Below are 22,076 nucleotides of genomic sequence, written 5' to 3' on the forward strand. Positions count from 1 at the left end.
ACGGTGGGTCGCCGGGTGGGTAACCTGGGCAACGACGAAGGGGAGTAGCCCCCGAATCGGGCAATCGACATACTGGCCGCGCGGCATCACGCCTGGCCCGGTTGCTCGAACCGGATCATCATCCGGTGGGCGAGACCTTCGGCCGAACAGACCGTATTCGGTTGCCGGCCGGAGGCTTTTCACGCCCCGAACGGCAGCCACCGAACAAGGAGTTGTGGTGTTCGCCGCCGTGCTGCTCAGCTTCGCTGTGATCTTCGTGGCCGAGCTGGGCGACAAGTCCCAGCTGATGGCCATGACGTTTGCCCTGCGTTATCGCTGGTGGGTGGTGCTCGGCGGGATCACCGCCGCGACCACCGCCGTCCACATCCTCTCCGTCGCCATCGGCCACTACCTCGGCGCGGCCCTGCCGACCCACCTCCTCGGTCTCATCGCCGGCGTCGCGTTCGTCTTCTTCGGGCTGTGGACGCTGCGCGGTGACCGGCTCACCGACGAGGAGGCCACCCGGGCTCAGCGGGCCACCGCTCCGGCGTTCTTCGTGGTCACATCCGCGTTCATGCTCGCCGAACTCGGTGACAAGACGATGCTCGCGACCATCACGCTAGCCGCGGACAACGACTGGGTGGGTGTGTGGATCGGGTCGACCGTGGGCATGGTGGCGGCCGACGCTCTCGCGATCCTGGTCGGAGCCATCGCCGGCAAGCACCTGCCCGAGCGGTTCATCCAGCTCGGCGCGGCCACGCTGTTCCTGCTGTTCGGCGCATACATGCTGCTGGAGAACATCTTCTCCGGGGCCCCGGACATACTGGTCGCCGTCGGTGCGCTGGTGGCCGTCCTGGCGTTCGGCGGCGTCCTCTACGCACTTCCGCAGCGGTGGCGTCCAGCGGTTCTCCGGCCGTCGTCGGCCGAATCCGCAGCACCCACGACAGGCCTCGAGCCGGTACCGGACCAGCGCAGCGCCTGATGGCGTGATGTCGCATTCTGTGGGATAGATGGCGCATCGGACAGGAGCAGTCGGACCGGCCGTCGCCGCAGACTGGCGGAGGTAGTCAGCCGGTCCGAATTCCGAAATGGAGCCCGCCATGTCCACCACATCCGCCGAAACCATCGCCGATATCGTCGTGCCCGACACCGAATTGGTGCGGGACGTCACCGCGTTCATCCGCGACGCGGAAGACGACCTGCTGTTCCACCACTCGCGCAGGGTGTTCCTGTTCGGCGCACTGCAGGGACGCCGGCTGGGGCTCGAACCCGACCTGGAGTTGCTCTACGCCGGAGCGATGTTCCACGACATCGGGCTCACCGAGGGCTACCGCGGATCGATGTTGCGCTTCGAGGTCGACGGCGCGAACGCCGCCCGCGACTTCCTGCGGGAGCGCGGCGTCGACGAGGAGTCCATCCGCAAGGTGTGGCTCGGCATCGCACTGCACACCACCCCGGGCGTGCCGGAGTTCCTCGATCCGGAGATCGCGCTGGTGACCGCGGGCGTCGAAACCGATGTCCTGGGCATCGGGCGTGACGCTCTCACGCCCGAAGCGCTGCAGGCCGTGACGGCCGCGCACCCGCGCCCCGATTTCAAGCGGCGCATCCTCAAGGCCTTCACCGACGGCAACGTGCACCGGCCCCGCAGCACCTTCGGCAATGTCAACGCCGACGTGTTGGAGCACTTCGACGACACGTTCGTCCGCGACGACTTCGTACAGATCATCCTCGACAACAGCTGGCCGGAATAACGTGACATTCCCGTGAATCCGCTCCCGGGCAGCCTCTGGTGGTGGCAACGTCGCTGCCAGTTCATCCGACCACAGGAGGCCAGACATGGGCATGCATCGTGCGGTACACGTCAACGCGGCTGACAGCCCGCTCGAGCTCGTCGATGTCGAGACCGCCCCGCCCCCACCCGGACATGTCCGCATCGCGGTGCGCGCGTGCGGTGTCTGCGGCACCGACCGCGAGTTCGTCCACGGCAACTTCCCCGGCATGACGTGGCCGCTGACCCTCGGCCACGAAATCGCGGGCACCATCGACGAACTCGGTGACGGCGTGGAAGGGTTCGCGGTGGGCGACCGGGTGGCGGTCGGCTGGTTCGGCGGCAATTGCAACCACTGCGAACAATGCCGCAAGGGCTGGCTCATCCATTGTGAGAACGGCCAGGTTCCCAGTTGGCATTACCCCGGCGGATACGCACAGTCGGTCACGGCCCCCGCAACGGCGCTCGCCCGGATCCCGGACGGGCTGTCGTTCACCGAGGCCGCGCCGATGGGATGCGCGGGTGTCACGACCTACCACGCGTTGCGGAGCACCGGCGCCGTCGCGGGTGACCGCGTGGCCGTTCTCGGCGTCGGCGGCCTCGGTCATCTCGGCATACAGTTCTCACGCGCCATGGGTTTCGAGACCATCGCCATCGCGCGCGGGCCCGAAAAGGCCGAAGACGCTTACCGGTTCGGAGCCCAGCACTATGTCGATTCGACCGCCGGCGACGTCAGTGCATCGTTGCGGAAGCTCAAGGGTGTCTCGGTCGTGCTTGCGACAGCGGCGAATTCGCAGGCCATCGCGCAGACCGTCGGCGGCCTGAATCCCCGTGGCGAACTGGTGGTGATCGGCGTGTCGGGCGAGCCGCTGCCGATCAGTCCCGTCCAGCTCATCACGCCGGCGCTCAGCGTGGTCGGCCACCCGAGCGGCACCGCGGCCGATGTCGAGGACACCATGAATTTCGCACTGCTCAACAACATCCGGGCGCAGATCCAGGAGTGCCCGTTGGAAGAGGCAGCCCGGGCCTACGCCGACATGGCGGAGGGCCGGGCTCGCTATCGGATGGTGCTCACGATGTAGTCCATGCCCGCCGAGACTACGGATTATTGTGGAAAATCCCTGATTTCGGGTCAAAAACCGTCCTCTCGGCGCAGTGGAGGGTGCACCACCGCGGCGCATTCGCCGAAGCCGATCGTGGCGAGACCCGGGCGGCGCGCATGTGCGGTCAGGGTGATCTCGTCACCGTCTTCGAGGAACGTGCGGGTTTCCCCGTTCGGCAGGGTGATCGAGTCTTTGCCACCGTGACTGAGCTCCATCAGGCTGCCCGCGGAGCCAGGCTCCGGCCCGGAGAGAGTGCCGCTCCCCAGCAGGTCGCCTGGCCGCAGGTCGCATCCGTTGCTGGTGTGATGGGTGATCATCTGTCCCACGCTCCAGTACATGTGCCGCGTGGAGGACCGCGCGATGATGTGCGGTGCGGCACCGGCCTGGCGCATCTGTGCGGTGCGCAGCAGCACTTCAAGTTCGAGGTCGAGTCCGCCGTGGGCACGGTGCGCCTCGCTGTCGAGATGGGCCAGCGGCTCCGGGTCGCCCGCCGGCCGCGTCACCGGGATCCGGAACGGCGCCAACGCCTCCGGGGTGATCACCCACGGTGAGACCGTGGTACCGAAGTTCTTCGAGAGAAACGGCCCCAGCGGTTGGTACTCCCAGGCTTGCACGTCGCGCGCGGACCAGTCGTTGAGCAGGCAGTAGCCGGCGACGTGGGATTCGGCCTGCGTAAGGGATATCGGCTCACCGGGCCGATTCCCCGGCCCGATCCAGACCCCCAGTTCCAGCTCGAAATCCAGCCGGCGCGTCGGCGCGAACGTGGGTGTCTCCGCGAGCTTGAGCTGGCCGTGCGGACGCATGATCGGCGTGCCGCTGACTCGAACACTCGAGGCCCTGCCGTGGTAGGCGATGGGCATCCACTTGTAGTTGGACAGCAGCGGGTCGTCGGGCCGGAACAGCGCTCCGATGTTGCGGGCATGATGAATTCCGACGTAGAAGTCGGTGTAGTCGCCGATCCGGGCAGGCAGCAGGACATCGACTTCCGATACCGGAGTGAGGAATTCAGCGACTGCACGTTGTCGTGGTGAACCTTCGATGAGCAGCGATTGGAGCGCTGCACGCAACGCGATGCGGGGTTCGGCGCCGAGTGCGAACAGCTCGTTGAGTGCGCCGCCGGCCGCGGCGTCGGCGGCAGACTGAGCCGGTTCGTCGAGCAGTCCCGAGGCCACGAGCCCCTGCAGGTGGACTACCTCGTCGCCGATGCGGACGACACCGTGCGGTTGGTCCCCCGCCCCGGCCACCACCCCGAACGGCAGGTTCTGCAAGGGGAAATCACTGCCGGGGGCCGCGGAGGCGACCCAGCTTCTCGGCAATGTCACGGCCGGCTCGGGTCGAATCGTTTGGTCAGGCCGCTCCAGCAGTCCGCATAATCGAGTTGTCGCTCCGGAACGTCGGCCGCGTAACGCGTAACCTTCTGCGGGAAGCGGGTTTCGAACATGAAAGCCAGGGTGTTCTCCTGTTTCACCGGCTTCAGCGCCACGGTGCTGGCGGCTTCGAAGGCCTGGGCATCGGGTCCGTGTGGCATCATGCCGTTGTGCAGGCTGAAGCCGCCCGGCACGAAGCCGTCGGGTTTGGCGTCGTAGACACCGCGAACGAGTCCCATGAACTCGCTCATCACGTTCATGTGGTACCAGGGGGGCCTGAAGGTGTCCTCGGCGACCATCCAGCGCTCCGGGAAGCAGACGAAGTCGATGTTGGCGGTTCCCGGGGTCTCACTCTGCGAGGTCAAGACCGTGAAGATGGACGGGTCGGCGTGATCGAACAGCACGGGCCCGACCGGTGAGAACCGTCGTAGATCGTATTTGTACGGCGCGTAATTCCCATGCCAGGCAACCACATCGAGTGGCGAATGGCCCAGTTCGGTCTGCCACAGGGTGCCGCCCCACTTGACGTAGAGGGTGGACGGGACATCGCGGTCCTCGTACGCCGCGACGGGGGTCAGGAAGTCTCGCGAATTCGCCAGACAGTTGGCACCGATCGGGCCACGCTCGGGAAGGGTGAATGCCCCGCCGTAGTTCTCGCACAGGTAGCCGCGCGCAGCACCGTCGGGCACCTCGACGCGCAATTTCACGCCTCGCGGGATGACGACGATCTCGCTGGGTTCCGCGTCGATGATGCCGAATTCGGTCCAGAACCGGACATTTCCGTGTTCCAGGACGAACAGCATCTCTGCGTCACCGTTGTAAAAGCAGCTGTCCACCATAGAGTTGGTGATGAGGTAGACGCTGCACGCGAATCCTGTGCGGGTTCCGGCGTCACCGCCGGTGGTGATGGTCCTGATCCCGGTGATGAAAGTGGCTTCGTCGGTGATCGGTAGTGCGTTCCACCGCATTTGGGCGATCGGCACGGGCGGAGCGTCGTCCGGCGCCGTACGCCAAAATGCGACCCGCTCGGTGTCCACGGCCGTGAATCGGCCCGAGTGGGCCACACTGGGGCGGATCCGATACAGCCACGACCGTTCGTTGTGAGCGCGCGGTGCGGTGAAGGGCGATCCGCTGAGCTGTTCGGCGTAGAGACCATACGCACAGCGCTGGGGCGAGTTTCGACCGACAGGAAGCGCTCCCGGCAAGGCCTCGGTTTCGAAACTGTTGCCGAAGCCGGACTGGTATTCGGTCATCAGAGGTTGCCGCGCTTTTCCTGCTCGCGCTCGATCGACTCGAACAGTGCCTTGAAGTTGCCCTTGCCGAAGCCCAGCGATCCGTGCCGCTCGATGAGCTCGAAGAAGACCGTCGGCCGGTCGCCCAGTGGTTTGGTGAAAATCTGCAGCAGGTACCCGTCGTCGTCCCGGTCGACCAGGATGCCCCGCTTGTGCAGTTCTTCCACCGGTACCCGAACTTCGCCGATACGGGCGCGCAGTTGCGGATCCTCGTAGTAGGCGTCGGGAGTGTCGAGGAATTGCACGCCCCGGCTGCGCAACTCATCGACGCTGCGCAGGATGTCGTCGGTGGCCAGCGCCAGATGCTGCGCTCCTGGGCCGCGATAGAACTCCAGGTACTCGTCGATCTGGGACTTACGTTTGGCGACGGCGGGTTCGTTGAGGGGGAACTTGACCCGGTGGTTGCCGTTGGCGACGACCTTCGACATCAGCGCCGAATAGTCGGTGGCGATGTCGTCGCCGATGAACTCCGCCATGTTCACGAACCCCATGACACGGCGGTAGAAGTCGACCCAATCGTCCATCTTGCCGAGTTCGACGTTGCCGACGATGTGATCCAGTGCCTGGAAGAGTCGCTTGGGCGCACCGGCGCGCTTGACGTAGGTGCTCGTCGTCGGCTGATAGCCCGGTAGATAGGGACCGTGGTACCGGACACCATTCACTTCGCGCTGGACGAGGGTGTGCCTCGTTTCGCCGTATGTCGCGATGGCCGCGACCCGCACGGCGCCATGTGCGTCGGACAGGTCGTGTGGTTCCTCAAGAACGGTCGCGCCGGTGCGCCGCGCATGGCGGATGCACTTGTCCACGTCAGGAACCTCTAGTGCGATGTCGACGACGCCGTCGCCGTGCTTGGCGTGGTGGGCCACGAGCGGGCTGCCGGGACTCACCGCGCCCTTCAGGACAAACCGGATCGAACCCGAGCGCAGGACGAACGCCTTGTGGTCACGGTTGCCGGTCTCCGGGCCCGAGTAGGCGACCAACTCCATGCCCCATATCGCCTGGTAGTAGCCGGCGGCCTGAGTGGCATTACCGACGACGAAAACGATGGCGTCCCAGCCGTTGACGGGAAAGGGATCGTGGCTCTGGTCGTAGTCGACCAGGCCGACAAGCTGTTTGAGCTGGTTGAGGTCGAGCTCAGCCTGCTTTTCCTGTTCGCTCAAATCGATCTGGTCGGTCATGATGCACTCCGCTCCAATCGCCATGGTAGTGCGGGATCACGTGTTGTGGGCGCAGGCTCGGCCGAGGCATGCCGACAGCGGGTTGGGTGGATGACATGAACCCGACCTAGGACTTCACAGGCCAGGTCGCGATGGTCACCGACGCCAGTTCCGGCATGGGCCTGGCCACGGCCAAAGCGATCTACTGGTCCGACCGCAATGTCAGCAGCGAGATGTCCGGTGGTGCGCCGATGCGGACCGGAGGCCCCCAGAAACCGGCACCCCGGGTGACGTAGAGCTGGGTGTGGTCCACTGTCGACAATCCGGCCAGCGTCGGCTGCGCGAGTCGGACGACGTAGTGGAATGGCCACATCTGACCACCGTGCGTGTGACCCGACAGTTGCAGGTCCACTCCCCGCGCCGCGGCTTCGTGGACCTGAACCGGTTGGTGGGCAAGCAGAATCGTCGGGCGGTCGGCGGCTACGCCGGACAGGGCGCGGTCGAAGTCCGGCGGATCAGACCGGTTCTTCCCCGCGACGTCGTTGACCCCGGCCAGGTCGAACGCCGCGGCGCCGCGCGATATCGCCGTGTTCTCGTTGCGCAGCGGCTGCAGACCGAGGCGCTCCAGCTCCCTTAGCCACGATGCCGTGTCGTCGACGAAGTACTCGTGGTTGCCGGTGACGAAGAACGTTCCTTCGCGGGAGTGCAAGTCGCGCAGAGGTTCCGCCGCCGCCCCGAGCTCCTCGACCGTGCCGTCCACCAGGTCACCGACGATCGCCACGAGGTCGGGCTCGGTCGCATTGATCATCTCGACGATGCGCTCGGTGTGCGCGCGACCGCTGAGCGGGCCCAGATGGATATCCGACACCACAGCGATCCGGAAGCCGTTGAATGCGGGGTCGAGTCGGCGCAGGTGCACGGGAACGCGCAGCAGATCAGGCGAACCGAGCGCGTTGGCCGCGCCGACCCCGACCAATCCGACCGACGCGGCACCCGCCACGACAGCGCCGGACCGCGCCAGGAACAGACGACGGTTCAGCTGCGCATCGGTGCTGTCCGACGCCGCCGGTGGTCTACCCCTCGCCCAGCGCCGCAACAGCAGCCGGACGGGCTCCAGTACAAGCAGAATCAAGAACAGGTACGAGGCCAGGCCGAACCAGACATATCCCGGCCACGCGACCCATGCGGACTCGCGCGGCCCGATCACGCGGGGCAGCACCAATGCGCCGATCAACATTGCCGCGGCCACCACCAGCGCGGCGGTAGAGAGCCAACGGGCACGTCCGGGCAGCGTCGTGTCCTTGACCAATCGCTTCCACAAGTAGGTATGGATCAACGCCAAGACCGCGCTCAGTATGACGATGAACATTCATATCCTTCGCGCGTCAGCCGACCTCGCCGCGAATTTCATCTCGCTTCCTCAGCCAGCATGGCCAGAAGCGGTGTCAGTCTGAAGTCGACCAGTTTGCGCATGACCAGCGAAGTGGTGGTCTGCTCGACACCGTCGATGTCGAGTATCCGGCCCGCCACTCGATAGAGGTCGTCGGCCTCACGCGCGACCACGTGTACCAGGAGATCGGTTGCGCCTGCGAGCCCCTGCACTTCCACCACCTCGGGAACCTGCTCCAGCGCTCGGGCGATGGCGGCGAGCTTGCGCTGCGTGACGCGGGTGAGGATGAACGCGGTCAACGGGTAGCCGAGGGTGGCTGGGTCGATGCGCCGCTCGAACGAGCGGAGTACGCCGAGCCGCTCCATCTTGTTGATCCGCGCCTGGACGGTGTTTCGCGAGAGCCGGGTCTTGTCGGCCAAGGCGATCACGGTGGCCCGAGGATCGTCGTTGAGTGCCGTGAGGATCCGAGCGTCCAAGGCGTCAACTCTCGTTTCTGTGGTCAAAATGACAACCTCCAACCGTCTGTTCGACCACCATCGTCAGCAGAATGCTCAGCCAACCGGATCGAACTTGTTCAAAGTGTAGTTCGATGGTCGACTTGACAGCGAGTTCTGCACCCCATGGAGCTCCATTGACCGTGTCACCCCGGTCAGCATCGGCTGCGCTCCCACCCGAGCCGGCTTGCCGCGACGCGTCGTCGCCGTGCTCACGACCTGAGCACGGCGAAGGCCGGTCGAACGATCTGGAACTCCCACGCAAGGAAGCCACTGATGGACCGTTTGCAATCAGCCGAGACCCGAGCCCGGGTCATCGACCCGTCAAGAGATGCTGCCCTCCGCGAAATCGAGGACCGCATTCTGTGGCTGTCGACGTCGATCATCCACCACGCCAACCGAGTTCGCCCCAACCTCACCGGGCTGAAGGTGGGCGGCCATCAGGCCTCGTGTGCCTCCATGACCTCGATCATGACATCGCTGTGGTTCGAACAGCTCCAACCAGGCGATCGGGTGTCGGTGAAGCCGCATGCCTCACCCGTGCTGCACAGCATCAACTATCTACTGGGCGAACTCGACCAGAAGTACCTGACCACCTTGCGTGAGTTCGGTGGTCTGCAATCCTATCCGAGTCGATCGAAAGACCCTGATCCCGTTGACTATTCGACCGGCTCGGTGGGAATAGGGGCGACCGCCCCGATATGGGGTGCGATCGCCCGCCGCTACGTCGACACTCAGATCGGCGCTGCGGGCAAAGGACGCCAGTACTCGCTGGTCGGCGATGCCGAACTCGACGAAGGGGCGGTGTGGGAAGCCATTCTGGACAACTCCGTCGCCGAGCTCGGAGAGATCGTCTGGATCGTCGACCTCAACCGCCAGTCCCTCGATCGCGTCGTACCGAACATCGCCGCCGGACGGTTGGAGGCGATGTTCACGGCCGCCGGCTGGCAAGTGATCAACGTGAAGTTCGGCGCCCAGCTTCAGTCATTGTTCGAACACCATGGGGGGACAGCGCTGCGCACTCGCATCCTCGAGATGCCCAACCCCGAATACCAACGCCTACTGCGCTGCTCAGCTGAGGAGCTACGGGACAGGCTGCCCGGCAAGGGAACAGGCGCCGAAGAGATTTCGGCGCTGATCCGCGACCTCGACGAGAACGCATTGCTGGCCGTGATCCGCAATCTGGGCGGCCACGATCTCGATGCATTGCGCGCGGCCTACGCCCAAATCGACGACACCCGTCCGACGGTGATCATCGCCTACACCATCAAAGGTCACCGGCTGCCGACCCAGGGCCATCCTCAGAACCATTCGTCACTGCTCACGGTCGAGCAGTATGAGCAGTTCGCCGCCGAACTCGGCATGGACCCGGCCAATCCCTGGCCGCGATTCGACATCGACAGCGCGCCCGGAGAACTCTGCACCCAGACTGCTCAGCGGCTGCAGCGCGAACCGCCGGCGCTGTCGGCTCCTCCGGCTGTTCCCGCCGACACCGGCCGCACGCCCTCGGGCACGTCGTCTACCCAGGCGGCCCTGGGCCGGGTTCTGCTCGACCTGAGCCGTCAAGCTCCTGACGCAGCCAAGCGGGTGGTGACTGTGAGCCCCGACGTCAGCTCGACGACGAACCTGGCGGGTTGGCTCAACAAGGTCGGTGTGTGGTCACCCAATGAACGCCGGAACTGGTTCGACGACGACCCGGAGACCATCATGCACTGGCGGGAAAGGCCGACGGGACAACACATGGAACTCGGCATCGCCGAGACCAACCTGGTCGGCCTGATCGGCGAACTCGGCGCGACCTGGAGTCGGTGGGGCCAGCCGCTGTTTCCTATCGGTGTGGTCTACGACCCGTTCGTGGAACGTGCCTTGGAGCCATGGTCCTACGGCATTTACGCCGGCGGACAATCGATCCTGGTCGGAACCCCCTCCGGGGTGTCACTCGCGGCCGAGGGCGGCGCGCACCAATCCATCAAGACCCCGTCGATCGGCCTGGAGCAGCCTGGCTGCATCAGCTACGAACCGGCATTTGCCATCGACGTCGAGTGGACATTGTTGTCATGCATCGGTCGATTGGGGCGGCCGGATGGCTCATCGTCGTATGTGCGGCTGTCCACACGGCCCGTCGATCAGACGCTGGCAGCGGTTCCCAGCGATCCTGCCGCCCGGGAACGCCGCAGGAAACAAGTGGTCGCCGGCGCGTACCTGCTGCGCCGCGCCGGTGGCGCACCCCAAGTCACTCTGGTCGCGATGGGAGCGATGATCACCGAATCTCTGCAGGCCACCCAACGACTAGCCGAGCAGGGCATCGATGCCGATGTCATCTGCGTGACCAGCCCCGGCCTGCTGTTCGACGCATTGCAGGCTCGCCGAGGGCTTTCCGACAGCCCCTCCTGGATCCTCGATCAGGTCTTCCCGGCCGACCGAGCCGCCCCCATGGTGACGGTGCTCGACGGACACCCGCACACATTGGCGTTCCTCACCAGTGTCAACAACGTGGCGGGAGCAGCACTCGGGGTCAGCCGCTTCGGCCAGGTCGGCTCGCTCGACGACGTCTACCGCTACCACGGAATCGACACCGACAGCATTGTCAGCGCAGCACTCGACGTTGCCGAAAAGGGCGTGAAATGACCACCAGCACAAGCATTACCAACGTGGAACTGCCTTCCCTTGGTGAGGCGGTCACCGAGGCCACCATCACCCGGTGGCTCAAAGCCGTAGGCGATGAAGTACAGCACGACGAGCCCCTGCTCGAGGTCGCCACCGACAAGGTCGACACCGAAGTCTGCTCCCCCGCAGCCGGGATCCTGACCCAGATCATCGAACCCGAGGACGCCGTCGTCGAGGTCGGCGCCATCATCGCCGTGATCAGCGCGTCCGACGCCACGCCCACTGAGGATGCAACCCCTGAGCCGGTGAGCGTTCCGCCGGTGGCCGAACCCGAGCCGGCATCCGAGCAGGCCGAAACACCAACAGGGCGAGTCGAAAAACTGCCGCGCATCCGGCGCACGATTGCCCAGCGCATGATGGCATCGCTGCAGACGTCGGCGCAGCTGACGACGGTGGTCGAAGTCGACCTGACCAATGTCGCGCTGGTGCGCAGCCGCAACAAGGCGGAATTCGAGGCACGCACCGGGCAGAAGTTGTCGTACCTGCCGTTCGTCGTCGGCGCAGCCGTGGAAGGCCTTGCTTCACACCCGATCATCAACTCCTCCGTGAACGCCGACTGCACCGAGGTCACCTATCACAATGCCGTCCATCTGGGGGTTGCTGTGGACAGCGAGAAGGGTCTGATGGTGCCGGTGATCCGCAACGCGGAGTCAATGACATTGGCCGGCTTGGCAGAAGCGATCGCGGCATCGGCCCTTGCGGTGCGATCGGGAACAGCACGACCTGACGATCTGTCCGGCGGAACTTTCACAATCACCAACACCGGTAGCCGCGGCGCGCTGTTCGACACCCCGATAATCAACCAACCGCAGTCGGCCATCCTGGGTGTCGGAACAGTGGTCGAACGACTCGTGCCCGGACGCGACGAACTCGGCAACCTCGTTGTGAAGACCAGTTCGATGGCGTATCTGTCGCTGTCCTACGACCACCGGATCATCGACGGTGCCGATGCGGCACGCTATCTCGGCACCGTGCGCCATCGCCTGGAGCGCGGCTTCGACGACGCGGACCTTCGATGATCAAGGAACCCTCAAACTCGAGGCAACCAGTGCAACGAGCTACAAACGTCAACTCGCATGCGCTTGCTGAATACGGCCGCATGCTCTCGTTCGTGGCTCGATGGGCGCCGTTCGATCACGGCGACGAGTACATCTTGCCGGAGTTCGGCATCGCACCGTCGACCTTCTATCGTCGAGTGCTGGCGTTCGTTCAAAAAGCACCACCCCAGGCGATGCGCGAATCCGATCGTGAACGTGTGCTCGGAATCTGTTCGGCGAAACTCGCCGAACTCGGCTTTTCCGATCAAACTCACGCGGCCAGTCACCCGCAGCGCTCTTGACCACCGAGGCCGAATGCCCTCTCATACGTAGGGCCGCATGGTGCTGAACACGATCGACCGCACCGGGAAGGTGCTCGATCTCTTCACGGCTGAGACACCTGAGTGGGGTGTGACAGCGGTATCCGCGAGGCTGCAACTGCCGAAGTCGACGACCTTCGACATCATGTCCAGTCTCGCGGCAATTGGTCTGTTGCAACAGACTTCAGACGACCGCTATCGACTCGGCTGGCGCGTTCTGCTCATCAGTCGCCGGCTCATGAGTTCCAGCTGTTTCGACGCCAATACAAATCGCCGGGTGGCAGCGCTCGCCCACCAGCTCTCGGCTGTGGTGACCGTAGGCGCTTGGGATGGTCGAGGCGTTGTCTGCATCACCAACGCGTCCACAGATCGGACAGACCCGATAGTTACTCGCGGAGTTCGCATTTCCGGTCACACTTCGGCACTCGGGAAGCTGCTCATGGCACACCTACCGTGGTCTACGGTTGAAGAACTCATCGACCGAAACGGATTGCCAAGGCTCACAGAGAACTCGGTGGTTGAAGTGAACATGTTGCGTGCGCAGCTCATCTCCGCACGACGCGACGACATCGCGATAGAGCACGGCGAAACCATCCAGGACCAGTCATGCATCGCCGTAGGCATCCATCAGCGTGACCACCGGGCGGTTGCGGCATTATCGATCAGCGCACCGACGGAACGCCTTCTGAACCGTAGAGAAGAGTACTGTCGCATCGCCCGCCGGACAGCGCGCAACCTCGTCCAGAACGCGGTTCCGCCGCACTGAAGCCCCAAAGTCGGCTGACCAATCCCGTTGTGCGGGAGTGAGCCGCAAGCCCGCTTGTCAGCAAGGCAAGGTGGCTCTCGCCGCACACGGTTGAGCGGTGTGGGTCGGTCGGGCGAACGAGGTTGCCAGCTCCTTCGGTGCCGTAGACCGAGTCACGGTGGCCGACGGCAGATCGTCGGTACGCGCCAAGCTGATCCCCGTGGCGTCACTTCCATGGGGGACACACATCGCACCCATCGTTACTGCTGCCGCCACACCCATCACCGCTGACAGCGCCTTGACTAGTCCAATATTGCTGGCTCCCATAGTGTTCTCCCGTCGAACGTGACCGCCGGCCGATATGCCGGAAGGCCGGTAACAGTGATGGGAGCCACACTGCACGTGAAACATGATGCATGTCATTGACCGTCCGACTATTTCGGATGAGCTTCTTCTCCGCGTATACCGGGGAATGCCTGGCCGGATTCCTCTGCACCCCAATATGTCTGACCACCAGCGTCGACGTGATCCGATGCCCGCGCAACAGCGAGACCCCCGTCTGGTCTGCTGGATTGACTGGTGTAGAGCCCTTCTCTGTCGCTAACCGTCACTCGGTGCTGCGGCACCGCCGCTCAGGGACCGCTGCAGGCGACGCATTCTCGCAATCCACCAGTCATAGTCCGCGCCCTTGCCGCGGAACATATCCAGAACCTCCGGGTGGGGTAGAACCATGAATCGCTCCGCGCGTACGGCGCCGATCGTCTCCGCCGCGACCTCTGCTGCGCTGATGACGCTGCCCGACTTGATGATCGACTGTGCGCCGATCCGGCGCGACAGGCCTGAGGAGGAGCACACTGCGGCGAGAAGGGGCGTGTCGACTCCGAGTGGACACACACAGCTCACTCCTATTCCCTCCTCGCCGTGGGTGATTGCAAGCCATTCAGCGAATCCGATCGCGGCGTGTTTGGTGACCGCGTACCCCGCCGCGCCCAGTTGCGTCAGCAGGCCGGCCGCGGATGCGACCGACACGAAGTAGCCGCTGCCGCGGCTGCGCCATCCCGGTAGCAGCAGCCCGGCGGCATTGACATGAGCGCGCAGGTTGATCGCAAGGATCTTGTCCCAGTCGGCGGAGTCACCGAGGCCCGCAGCTCCCACGATGCCGGCATTGGCGACGAAGATGTCAACGGGCCCGAAGTGCCGTTCGGCCTCGGCGATCAAGCTTGTGACGCCGTCAACGGTCGATGCATCCGCCCGGATGCTCGTCGCCGCGTCACCGATGCTCCTGACCGCTTCGGCAGCTACACGCTCGTCGAGGTCGCCGATGACGACCTGTGCGCCATTCCTGGCGAGTTCGACGGCCAGTGCCCGGCCGATTCCTGATCCACCGCCGGTGACGACAGCAACCTTGTTCTCGATCTGCATTCTGATCCCATCCCCGTCGGTTTGAGGTGCCCGCAGTGGCGATGTCGATTCAGCGGGGCAGCACGGTGACGGGAATCTCGCCGGAGTGGTATCGCCGCCGCATCAGCTTCTTGTCGTACTTGCCGACGCCGGTGCGCGCGATGTTGTCTACGATTGCCCACCGCTCGGGCAACCACCACCGCTGCACGCGTTCCTCAAGCCAGGCCTTCAGATCTTCGGCCCGCGCGGCAGAACCGGGGCGCAAGGTCACCAATGCCAATGGTCGCTCATCCCAACGGGTGTCGGGTACGCCGATCACCGCAGCTTCGACCACATCGGGATGGCTCACGAGAGTGGTTTCAAGGTGCACGGAGCTGATCCATTCGCCACCGGACTTGATCACGTCTTTGGCCCGGTCAGTGAGCGTGAGGTACCCGTCTGCGCTGATATGTCCGATGTCGCCGGTGTGGAGCCAGAGTTGCCCGTCGGGGTCGGCGGAGAAGCTCTCGGCGTCGATTCCGCCGTGATAGCTGCCGGTGATCCAGGGGCCACGCACCTGTAGTTCGCCAACTGATCGGCCGTCGCGGGGCAGAACAGTGCCTGCCTCGTCGACGACACGTCCTTTGGCGCCGAACAGGAATCGGCCCGTGCTGTTGCGCTTTCGCTGCTGATCGGTAGTGGTCGCATTGTCGGGAACATCGGCGATCGTCACGATGGGGCTGGTTTCGGTCATGCCCCACGCTTGCACCAAAGGAACTGCGAATTCGTCACGATACGCGGCGACAAGAGACGCCGGCACTGCGGCGCCGCCGCACAACACTCGACGCAACGAGTCGATGCGATGACCGGGGTTGTCGCGCAGCCATTGCAACATGTCGTTGAAAATCGTAGGGACACCCCCAGACAACGTCGCGCGGTGCTCGGCGATCATGTCCACGAGCGTGTCGGGCTTGAGGTGGCGGTCCGGCAGAATCAGTGTTGCGCCGGCCATCAGCGATGCGTACGGAATGCCCCACGCGTTGACGTGAAACATCGGGACTATGGGCAGCACCCGGTCATGGGATGAGATTCCCGCAACGTTGGCCGTGCAGACGGCAAGGGCGTGCAGATAGACCGACCGATGACTGTAGACCACGCCTTTGGGATCCCCGGTGGTTCCGCTGGTGTAGCACATCGCGGCTGCACTGCATTCGTCGAGCACGGGCCACGCGAAGCTGGTCGGCTGGCTGTTGACGAGTTGCTCATAGGCGATCGCGGTGGGTACCAGTCGTGATACGTCAGCAAGCTGAGCGTCGTCCGGGTCACCGGCGATCACCAGCGCTGCAAGTTCCGGCATGAGCGGCAACGCCGGACGCAACGTGTCGAGCAAGCTGGCGTCGACGATGATGATCTTGTCGCCGGCATGGGAGGCGACGTAGCCGAGTTGCTCCGGAGTGAGGCGAATGTTGAGTGTGTGCAGGATCGCGCCAGAACAGGGCGCGGCAAGGTATGCCTCGAGGTGCCGCTGGTTGTTCCACATGAAGGTTCCGACTCGGTCACCGGCTTCGATTCCGAGACCAGCCAGCCCGTTCGCCAGTTGAGCTGCGCGCGTGGCTATCTCGGAGAATGTGGCAGTATGTGCGCCGGTGTTCGGGCCTGTATAGGTGAGAACCTGTGAATCGCCGAAGGTGCCGTCGATTCCGTCCAGGATCGCGGTGAGCGTCAGCGGGACGTTCTGCATAGTGGCGCGGATGGCCATGGATGTGGTCTCTCCGATCGTCTATCGCGTTCAAGAAGCGTGTGGTATCAATGCGCGGCGGCGGAGAGCCTGCACGACGGGGAGGCCGCGGGAGGCCCCGAGACCACGAGGTCACACCTGGACGTCAGATACGCGTGCTGTCCGCGGTCGGCCAAAGTCACTGCCGTGTAACCGAGCTCGATCAGCATCGCGGTGACGGAACCTGCTAGCAGCTCCGTCTGCGGCGCCGAGAACCGCGGCGCTGACGTGATAGGCGGCCGCAGATACACGAGGATTCCGCCGTGTTCAGCGATACGGTCGTGACACCTCTGAAAATCGACTCTGCATTCGCAGCCAGAGGCGAGAAGGGGGTCGCCATGGACGCATTCCTTGAGGACATACACGGGTGGATCGATGTCCGGCACCGCGGCGCCAACGAACACCGTATGCCGAGCGCCCGTCAGCTGGTCTTCAAAGTCGACTGCTCTGAGCGGCCGGCCTCCCAGTTGGTCAAGCCGATTCTGAACCAGCACGACCCGTTTACGACGTCCGTCGCCATGAAAAAGCCGGTGGTGTACGACGGTGTCGATGTGCATCATCGGCAAGCGATGGTGCTGAGCGAATGCACTGACTGCGGGTTCCTGCAGCAGTTCGCCATCCTCCCCGAGTAGGGCAGCAGTCAGTCCTACCGGTGGGAGCCCTGCTATCTCACAGAGATCCACCGTCGCCTCTGCGCTCCCCGGGCGCTTGAGCACCCCGCAGCACGCAACCTTCACGGGGAGAACATGACCGGGCCGCACCAAATCACTGGGCCGGGAACTGTCGCTCGCCAGAACACGCGCAGTGCGGGCGCGGTCGGTCGCGCTGATCCCGGTGCCGATGCCGGATGCGGCGTCTACCGCGACCGCGAACGCGGGCGCTGCCACATCTGAGTCATCGTCATGGGGCATGGCCGGCAGATCCAGTTCGTCTGCTCGACGTGCGGGCATCGCAGCGCAAATCAGCCCGGACGTGAACCGCACCAGCCATGCGGTCCATTGCGGCGTGGCGCGAGCAGCCGCGATCACCACATCGGCGACCACCTGGTCATCGGCACCGCTGGCGATCACAACCGGAGTCCCGGCGCGCAGAGCCGCAACGGCGCGATCGATCGCGAGCCGAGACACACAGCTGTGCGCCGTCATGAGTCGTGTCCGACTGCGAGTGTTCGAAACCGGCTGTCGTGAAAGACAAGCGGCGACGCGTCGACGTCCGCCGCGGCGGCCTTCACTTCCAGAAGAACCACATCATGGTCACCGGCGGAAATGGACGTGGAAATCTCGCAATCGAGATGCGCCACCGCGTCCGATAACAGGACCGCGTCGGATTCAGTGGCGAACCAAGACACTCCGGCAAATCGATCCACGTTCTTTGCCGCAATCTGACGGCACGCGGCTTCATGCCGCGATGCCAAGACGGAGACGCCCAGGTGACGCCCGTCAGCCAGCTGCGGCCACGTCGTCGACGTGTGCTGCACGCAGATCGACACCAACGCCGGGTCGATGGAGACCGGCGTGAACGAGGTGGCGACAATCCCGACCGGTTGTCCATCACGCAGCGCGCACACCGCCGCGACCCCCGTCGGATAACGACCGTAAAGCCTGCGCAGTCTCGACACATCGCGGTCAGTGTTCCCAGAAGAAACGGGATCGAGGGTCATCATCGCTTGCACTCCGTTCTCGTGAAGGTCACGCGCCCCTGGCGCGGGCGTAGCCGGCAATAAGGGACGTGACCGCGTCGAGGCACGCCACCCCGATCGATTCCGAGGCACCTTCTGGGTCACCCAGAACGCCGTTGGGAGAGACTGCTCCGATTCCATCTCGAAATGCCCGATCGAGTAGCTGCTGGTCTACCTTTCCGGTGTAGCCGCGGGCGAACCGGTCGAAGCGGATTTTTTGTGGGTGAAGGGCCAGCATCACCGACGTTTCTGCGACGTCAGCGTGCCCACCTACGTTGGCGCCCAACGATGCCACGCTGTCTACCGCCCGCCGCCACGCGTTCAAGATGGCCTCGGTATCGGAGAAGACGATGACTGTCAGCGGTGCGAGTGCCGCCGCGAGTCGCGCCTCGAAGCCACGCATCACGGGATGGTTCCCGATATGCCCGGAGAACATGACGATTCGTTCGAAGCCATCCTTGGCGAGGTGCCGACAGTAGTCTTCGCACACCGATTCCAGCGTGGACGCACGAAGCGACAGGGTGCCGGTGAACCCGAGGTGGTGCGGTGAATACCCCACCCGTACGGTCGGTAGCACCAGCGCGCTCCCAAGAACGCGCGCGACCCGCACCGCGAGCTCGTCAGCATGATCGGCATCCATCGACAGCGGTAGGTGCCCACCGTGCTGTTCGACCGCGCCCAACGGCAGAACTGCTGTGCGTGCTCCGTCCGAGATCGCCGCGTTGATCTCGGCGCTTGTCATGAATTCGATCCGTACCTCGTTCATCCGATCACCTACTTCAGATCGCCGCCGGCGAACCGCGCCTGACGGGCAATCTCCCCCTGCTCACCGGCGTCGTACATTTCGTCGACAAGGTCTCTGAAAGACGCGAGAATCGCCGAGCGCCGTATGGTGCCCTTGAGTGTCAGCTCGCCGTCGGCGGCCGACAGCAGCCGTGGCAGTACCCGGAACTTCTTCAATTGCAACGGCCTTGAGAGCTCAGAGTTGACCTCGTTGATCCAGGTGGCAAGCGCGGCATCACGGTCAGCTGTGGGCATGGCCTGCGCTTCGGCACTCACGCTGACCAGCACTGTCAGATACTTGCGTCCCTCACCGACGACAATCGCCTCATCGATGAGTGGACTCGCCTTGAGGCGAAGCTCGATCGGCTGGGGGCTGACGGTTTTTCCGCCGCTGGTCTTGAGGACATCCTTGATCCTGCCGATGATCCGCACTTCCCCATCGCGATCCATCTCCACCAGATCGCCTGTGCGATACCAGCCGTGGTCCATCGCAGCGGTCGTCGCCTCAGGATCGTTGAGGTAACCCCCGAACAGGCAGGGGCTGCGCAGCTGCAGCTCACCCTCTGCTGATACGCGCGCCTCCCACCGTGGGTCGGGCATGGATTTACCGATCGTGCCGGGCGGCGGGAACGCACGATCCCACTGGGCAATAACCGACCCGCAGGTTTCCGTCGTTCCGAACAGCTCACGAAGGTCGAGTCCCCACATCTGCCACAACGCTGTTACCTCTGGCGACATGCTGCCCGAAGCGGTCCAGGCAACCCTGATGCGGTCCATGCCAACCTTTGCGCGCACCGGAATGAACACCCGACGGAGGCACGCGTTGTACAGATAGTTGAAATACCAAGGGACATTGCGATTTCTCCAGCGCATCTCGCTTACCCTGCGAGCGATCCGCATCGCTATGGCGTACCGCAACCGGAAGGCGGCGCCCGCCTCCGAGAGCTGCTGCAGCACCTCGCCGGCCAGTTTTTCGTGCATCCGCGGTGGCCACAGGACCGCTGTCGGTCGCACGCCGACGAGCGCGTCCAGACGTTGATCCATGGTGCAGTAGGTAATGACCAGTCGAGTCATGATCGGGGTGAATACGCCGATCAGCGCGGGCGCCACGTGTGAGAGGCCGAGAAACGCGACAAGGTCGTGCCTGATCTTGCCGACCTCCGGGTACGACATGGCGAAGGCGAGCACCGAGTACTGCAGCGTGCGGTGCGTGTGGATAACACCTTTGGGCGCACCGGTAGATCCAGACGTGTAGAACAGGGCCGCGGGCTGGTCAATGTCACCCGCCTCGACCAGCGCCGCAAACAGCTCAGGTTCGGTCACCCCGAGGGATCGACCACGACGACGCAGTTCTCCCCAGTGCACGGACTGCACAGATTCCGCCAGGCCCTGCGGTTGTGTGTCAAACCCGATCGTCGCACGCAGTCGTGGCAACTCGCCCGATACGGCGGCAACTTTCGCGACATCCGCCACGTTCTCCGCGAAAACAACTGTGGCCTCCGAACTCTCCAGCGCCTGTTTGACTTCGGCGACCGAACTCGTGGGGTACACGCCCACCGGGACGCCGCCGAGACTGAGTATCGCCAGGGCGGCCACAACCCACTCGTGGCGGGTTGCCGACACGATGGCGACCCGATCGCCTGGCACGGCACCGAGATCATGTAACCCGAGCGCGACCTCCCGCACCTGCCGGAGATATTCGCTCCATGTGGTCGGTCGCGCTGCGCCGCCGGCCCAGCTGCAATACGCGACGACGTCGGGTTCACGCTCAGCGCGGTCGCAGAGCATCTGAGCGAAAGTCCGATTCACTGCCTCGAACTCCGCCAGTGTTTCCAGCACTGGCACCTGATCAGGTCCGGTCGGCGAAGACGCCGGCGCACTTGAATTCTGCATCTTCATATTCAGCCCAATTCCTCAGCCAGGTCATAGAGTTCGGTGCCGGTATAGCGGCGGGTGACCTGCCACTTGCCGTCGATGACCTGGAAAACGCCATAATCGGGGGCCGCGGTGTTGGTCGAAGTGAAGTCCACCGGACCAGATGCGCCCTGGTAGTCGATTTTCTCGCCTTTGGCCAGTAATTGCAGCCCATCGTCCAGTGTGTAGACCGGCTTACCACCGGAATCAGTCACCTTGTGCAGGTTTTCGGCGATCGCGACTCCCGTTGCTTGTTCCCCGGCAGCCATCGCCAGAACAGCTGAGACGATTGCGTCGTACGTCAGGCCGGCCGTCGGCTGTTCAGCAATCTCGTTGCCTTCTTGCTCTCCGTACTCTTCGGTCAGCAGCTTCCGCATCCCTGGGTTGGCCGGGGAATCCGCGGCCATGGGCGTCTGACCGAACGCGCCTTCCAAGTATTGGGCACCCACCTCCTTGAGCAAGACCGGGTAGGTCAGCTCGGAGATGACAGACCAATTGCCGGGAAGGCGCAACCGTGCCCACTCACGCAAGATCGGCACGGCCGGCTCGACAGAGCCTGCGAGGAACACCATATCGGGCTTTGGCTCGAACGCGCTGCGGACCTCTGGGAGGTAAGAGCTTTGACCACCGTTGAACGCGACCTTCGCGACGACCTTGCCGCCGAGCTTTGTGTAGAAGTCTTCAACCCAATTAGAGGTACTACGCGCAGAGTCCACGTTCTCGTACAAGATCGACAGGGTCTTGAAACCCTGGTCCCACAGGTTCTTCGCCACGGTCAGACCGTCGAAGGTGTCCGGCCCGACGGTGCGGAAGGTGTATGGATTGGCTCGTGAGTCGAATTCGACCATGCCTGCATACGGTGACGCGATCACCACTTCGCTGCGCTCGGCCTGATCGAGGGTTGCCATGAAGGTCGCCGATGTCGGCCCGATGATGAATTGAGCGTTGTCACTGTTGATGAGCTTGGTGACGGCACGGACACCATCCTCCGCGTTGAATTTCTCGTCCTCGCTTACCACTTTGAGCTTCGTTCCGTTGATACCACCGAGCTCGTTGACATGGTTCACAACGGCGCGGGCTATCGAATCGACCGGGCCGCCCCATACCGCCGCTTCTCCGGACAGCGGTGCGGCGACACCGATCACTGCCGTCCCGTCTCCCCCGCCGCATCCGACGAGCGCCGTGCCCGTAGCCACAACCACGGCCATCGCCGACACCTTGCGCA

The 22,076-nt window shown here is 64.1% G+C and carries 19 protein-coding genes; 7 read left to right on the top strand and 12 right to left on the bottom strand.

Features of this window, described 5'->3' with window-relative positions; genetic code table 11:
• Positions 1-217: 217 nt before the first annotated feature.
• The 3 genes from G6N67_RS07935 to G6N67_RS07945 all read left to right on the top strand — a co-directional run bounded on the left by G6N67_RS07935 (position 218) and on the right by G6N67_RS07945 (position 2,829).
• Entirely contained in the window at positions 218-961 is a 744-nt protein-coding gene (locus tag G6N67_RS07935; RefSeq protein WP_036435643.1) for a TMEM165/GDT1 family protein, read from the top strand.
• Between the two features lie 118 nt (positions 962-1,079).
• Positions 1,080-1,730, top strand: a complete 651-nt coding sequence (locus tag G6N67_RS07940) for an HD domain-containing protein (protein WP_036435642.1) — start codon at positions 1,080-1,082, stop codon at positions 1,728-1,730.
• Positions 1,731-1,815: 85 nt separating this feature from the next.
• Positions 1,816-2,829 carry an alcohol dehydrogenase catalytic domain-containing protein gene (locus G6N67_RS07945; protein WP_036433092.1) on the top strand — a complete coding sequence of 338 codons (1,014 nt, stop codon included), beginning with the start codon at positions 1,816-1,818 and terminating at the stop codon, positions 2,827-2,829.
• A gap of 50 nt (positions 2,830-2,879) precedes the next feature.
• Here the strand turns inward: G6N67_RS07945 and fahA are convergent, their stop codons facing one another.
• The 5 genes from fahA to G6N67_RS07975 all read right to left on the bottom strand — a co-directional run bounded on the left by fahA (position 2,880) and on the right by G6N67_RS07975 (position 8,532).
• On the bottom strand, positions 2,880-4,172 hold the full coding sequence (gene fahA / locus G6N67_RS07950; RefSeq protein WP_081812540.1) for a fumarylacetoacetase: 1,293 nt from the start codon (positions 4,170-4,172) through the stop codon (positions 2,880-2,882).
• On the bottom strand, positions 4,169-5,470 hold the full coding sequence (gene hmgA, locus G6N67_RS07955; protein WP_036433088.1) for a homogentisate 1,2-dioxygenase: 1,302 nt from the start codon (positions 5,468-5,470) through the stop codon (positions 4,169-4,171). Before hmgA ends, fahA begins: the two co-directional genes overlap by 4 nt.
• Positions 5,470-6,687 carry a 4-hydroxyphenylpyruvate dioxygenase gene (gene hppD, locus G6N67_RS07960; RefSeq protein ID WP_179976810.1) on the bottom strand — a complete coding sequence of 406 codons (1,218 nt, stop codon included), beginning with the start codon at positions 6,685-6,687 and terminating at the stop codon, positions 5,470-5,472. The genes hmgA and hppD overlap by 1 nt, the downstream gene beginning before the upstream one ends.
• 181 nt (positions 6,688-6,868) lie before the next feature.
• Entirely contained in the window at positions 6,869-8,035 is a 1,167-nt protein-coding gene (locus G6N67_RS07970; RefSeq protein ID WP_036433083.1) for a metallophosphoesterase, read from the bottom strand.
• A 38-nt stretch (positions 8,036-8,073) separates the two neighbouring features.
• Positions 8,074-8,532 (bottom strand): Lrp/AsnC family transcriptional regulator, encoded by a 459-nt coding sequence (locus G6N67_RS07975; protein WP_235750059.1) that lies wholly within the window; start codon positions 8,530-8,532, stop codon positions 8,074-8,076.
• 294 nt (positions 8,533-8,826) lie between these two features.
• Between G6N67_RS07975 and G6N67_RS07980 the strand changes: the two genes are divergently transcribed.
• Genes G6N67_RS07980 through G6N67_RS07995 form a run of 4 tightly spaced genes read left to right on the top strand, consistent with a single transcriptional unit; the run spans position 8,827 to position 13,340 of the window.
• Positions 8,827-11,178: a thiamine pyrophosphate-binding protein gene (locus tag G6N67_RS07980; RefSeq protein WP_036433081.1), complete on the top strand. Its 2,352-nt coding sequence runs from the start codon at positions 8,827-8,829 to the stop codon at positions 11,176-11,178.
• The gene (locus G6N67_RS07985; RefSeq protein ID WP_036433078.1) at positions 11,175-12,236 is read left to right on the top strand and encodes a 2-oxo acid dehydrogenase subunit E2; all 1,062 of its coding nucleotides are present in this window, start codon (positions 11,175-11,177) and stop codon (positions 12,234-12,236) included. The genes G6N67_RS07980 and G6N67_RS07985 overlap by 4 nt, the downstream gene beginning before the upstream one ends.
• Positions 12,233-12,556 (top strand): hypothetical protein, encoded by a 324-nt coding sequence (locus tag G6N67_RS07990; protein ID WP_131524687.1) that lies wholly within the window; start codon positions 12,233-12,235, stop codon positions 12,554-12,556. Before G6N67_RS07985 ends, G6N67_RS07990 begins: the two co-directional genes overlap by 4 nt.
• Positions 12,557-12,593: 37 nt before the next feature.
• Positions 12,594-13,340 carry an IclR family transcriptional regulator gene (locus tag G6N67_RS07995; RefSeq protein WP_036433073.1) on the top strand — a complete coding sequence of 249 codons (747 nt, stop codon included), beginning with the start codon at positions 12,594-12,596 and terminating at the stop codon, positions 13,338-13,340.
• 579 nt (positions 13,341-13,919) lie between these two features.
• On the opposite strand, the gene G6N67_RS08000 is transcribed toward G6N67_RS07995, so the two are convergent.
• From G6N67_RS08000 to G6N67_RS08030, 7 genes are all read right to left on the bottom strand, one after another.
• A complete protein-coding gene (locus tag G6N67_RS08000; protein WP_036433071.1) occupies positions 13,920-14,741 on the bottom strand; it encodes an SDR family oxidoreductase in 822 nt (273 codons plus the stop codon).
• A gap of 49 nt (positions 14,742-14,790) precedes the next feature.
• Positions 14,791-16,440, bottom strand: a complete 1,650-nt coding sequence (locus tag G6N67_RS08005) for a long-chain fatty acid--CoA ligase (RefSeq protein WP_110798418.1) — start codon at positions 16,438-16,440, stop codon at positions 14,791-14,793.
• A 65-nt stretch (positions 16,441-16,505) separates the two neighbouring features.
• Complete coding sequence (locus G6N67_RS08010) at positions 16,506-17,621, bottom strand: 3,4-dihydroxy-2-butanone-4-phosphate synthase (RefSeq protein ID WP_051578749.1); 1,116 nt, start codon at positions 17,619-17,621, stop codon at positions 16,506-16,508.
• A complete protein-coding gene (locus tag G6N67_RS08015; protein ID WP_036433069.1) occupies positions 17,618-18,139 on the bottom strand; it encodes a flavin reductase family protein in 522 nt (173 codons plus the stop codon). The genes G6N67_RS08010 and G6N67_RS08015 overlap by 4 nt, the downstream gene beginning before the upstream one ends.
• A gap of 25 nt (positions 18,140-18,164) precedes the next feature.
• Complete coding sequence (locus tag G6N67_RS08020) at positions 18,165-18,920, bottom strand: creatininase family protein (protein ID WP_036433067.1); 756 nt, start codon at positions 18,918-18,920, stop codon at positions 18,165-18,167.
• Positions 18,921-18,928: 8 nt separating this feature from the next.
• Complete coding sequence (locus G6N67_RS08025) at positions 18,929-20,836, bottom strand: AMP-dependent synthetase/ligase (RefSeq protein WP_230022500.1); 1,908 nt, start codon at positions 20,834-20,836, stop codon at positions 18,929-18,931.
• A 2-nt stretch (positions 20,837-20,838) separates the two neighbouring features.
• Entirely contained in the window at positions 20,839-22,059 is a 1,221-nt protein-coding gene (locus G6N67_RS08030; RefSeq protein ID WP_163642141.1) for an ABC transporter substrate-binding protein, read from the bottom strand.
• Positions 22,060-22,076: the final 17 nt, after the last annotated feature.

This window comes from Mycolicibacterium mageritense (assembly GCF_010727475.1).
Lineage (GTDB): Bacteria > Actinomycetota > Actinomycetes > Mycobacteriales > Mycobacteriaceae > Mycobacterium > Mycobacterium mageritense.

Excerpts from the sequence above, each read along its gene's own strand:
- G6N67_RS08015 (WP_036433069.1), bottom strand. The coding sequence starts at position 18,139 with ATGATGACCCTCGATCCCGTTTCTTCTGGGAACACTGACCGCGATGTG.
- G6N67_RS08030 (WP_163642141.1), bottom strand. The coding sequence starts at position 22,059 with ATGGCCGTGGTTGTGGCTACGGGCACGGCGCTCGTCGGATGCGGCGGG.
- G6N67_RS07985 (WP_036433078.1), top strand. The coding sequence starts at position 11,175 with ATGACCACCAGCACAAGCATTACCAACGTGGAACTGCCTTCCCTTGGT.
- G6N67_RS07970 (WP_036433083.1), bottom strand. The coding sequence starts at position 8,035 with ATGTTCATCGTCATACTGAGCGCGGTCTTGGCGTTGATCCATACCTAC.
- G6N67_RS07980 (WP_036433081.1), top strand. The coding sequence starts at position 8,827 with ATGGACCGTTTGCAATCAGCCGAGACCCGAGCCCGGGTCATCGACCCG.
- G6N67_RS08000 (WP_036433071.1), bottom strand. The coding sequence starts at position 14,741 with ATGCAGATCGAGAACAAGGTTGCTGTCGTCACCGGCGGTGGATCAGGA.
- G6N67_RS07940 (WP_036435642.1), top strand. The coding sequence starts at position 1,080 with ATGTCCACCACATCCGCCGAAACCATCGCCGATATCGTCGTGCCCGAC.
- G6N67_RS08005 (WP_110798418.1), bottom strand. The coding sequence starts at position 16,440 with ATGCAGAACGTCCCGCTGACGCTCACCGCGATCCTGGACGGAATCGAC.
- G6N67_RS08020 (WP_036433067.1), bottom strand. The coding sequence starts at position 18,920 with ATGAACGAGGTACGGATCGAATTCATGACAAGCGCCGAGATCAACGCG.
- G6N67_RS08010 (WP_051578749.1), bottom strand. The coding sequence starts at position 17,621 with ATGACGGCGCACAGCTGTGTGTCTCGGCTCGCGATCGATCGCGCCGTT.
- G6N67_RS08025 (WP_230022500.1), bottom strand. The coding sequence starts at position 20,836 with ATGAAGATGCAGAATTCAAGTGCGCCGGCGTCTTCGCCGACCGGACCT.
- G6N67_RS07945 (WP_036433092.1), top strand. The coding sequence starts at position 1,816 with ATGGGCATGCATCGTGCGGTACACGTCAACGCGGCTGACAGCCCGCTC.
- G6N67_RS07990 (WP_131524687.1), top strand. The coding sequence starts at position 12,233 with ATGATCAAGGAACCCTCAAACTCGAGGCAACCAGTGCAACGAGCTACA.
- G6N67_RS07995 (WP_036433073.1), top strand. The coding sequence starts at position 12,594 with ATGGTGCTGAACACGATCGACCGCACCGGGAAGGTGCTCGATCTCTTC.
- hppD (WP_179976810.1), bottom strand. The coding sequence starts at position 6,687 with ATGACCGACCAGATCGATTTGAGCGAACAGGAAAAGCAGGCTGAGCTC.
- hmgA (WP_036433088.1), bottom strand. The coding sequence starts at position 5,470 with ATGACCGAATACCAGTCCGGCTTCGGCAACAGTTTCGAAACCGAGGCC.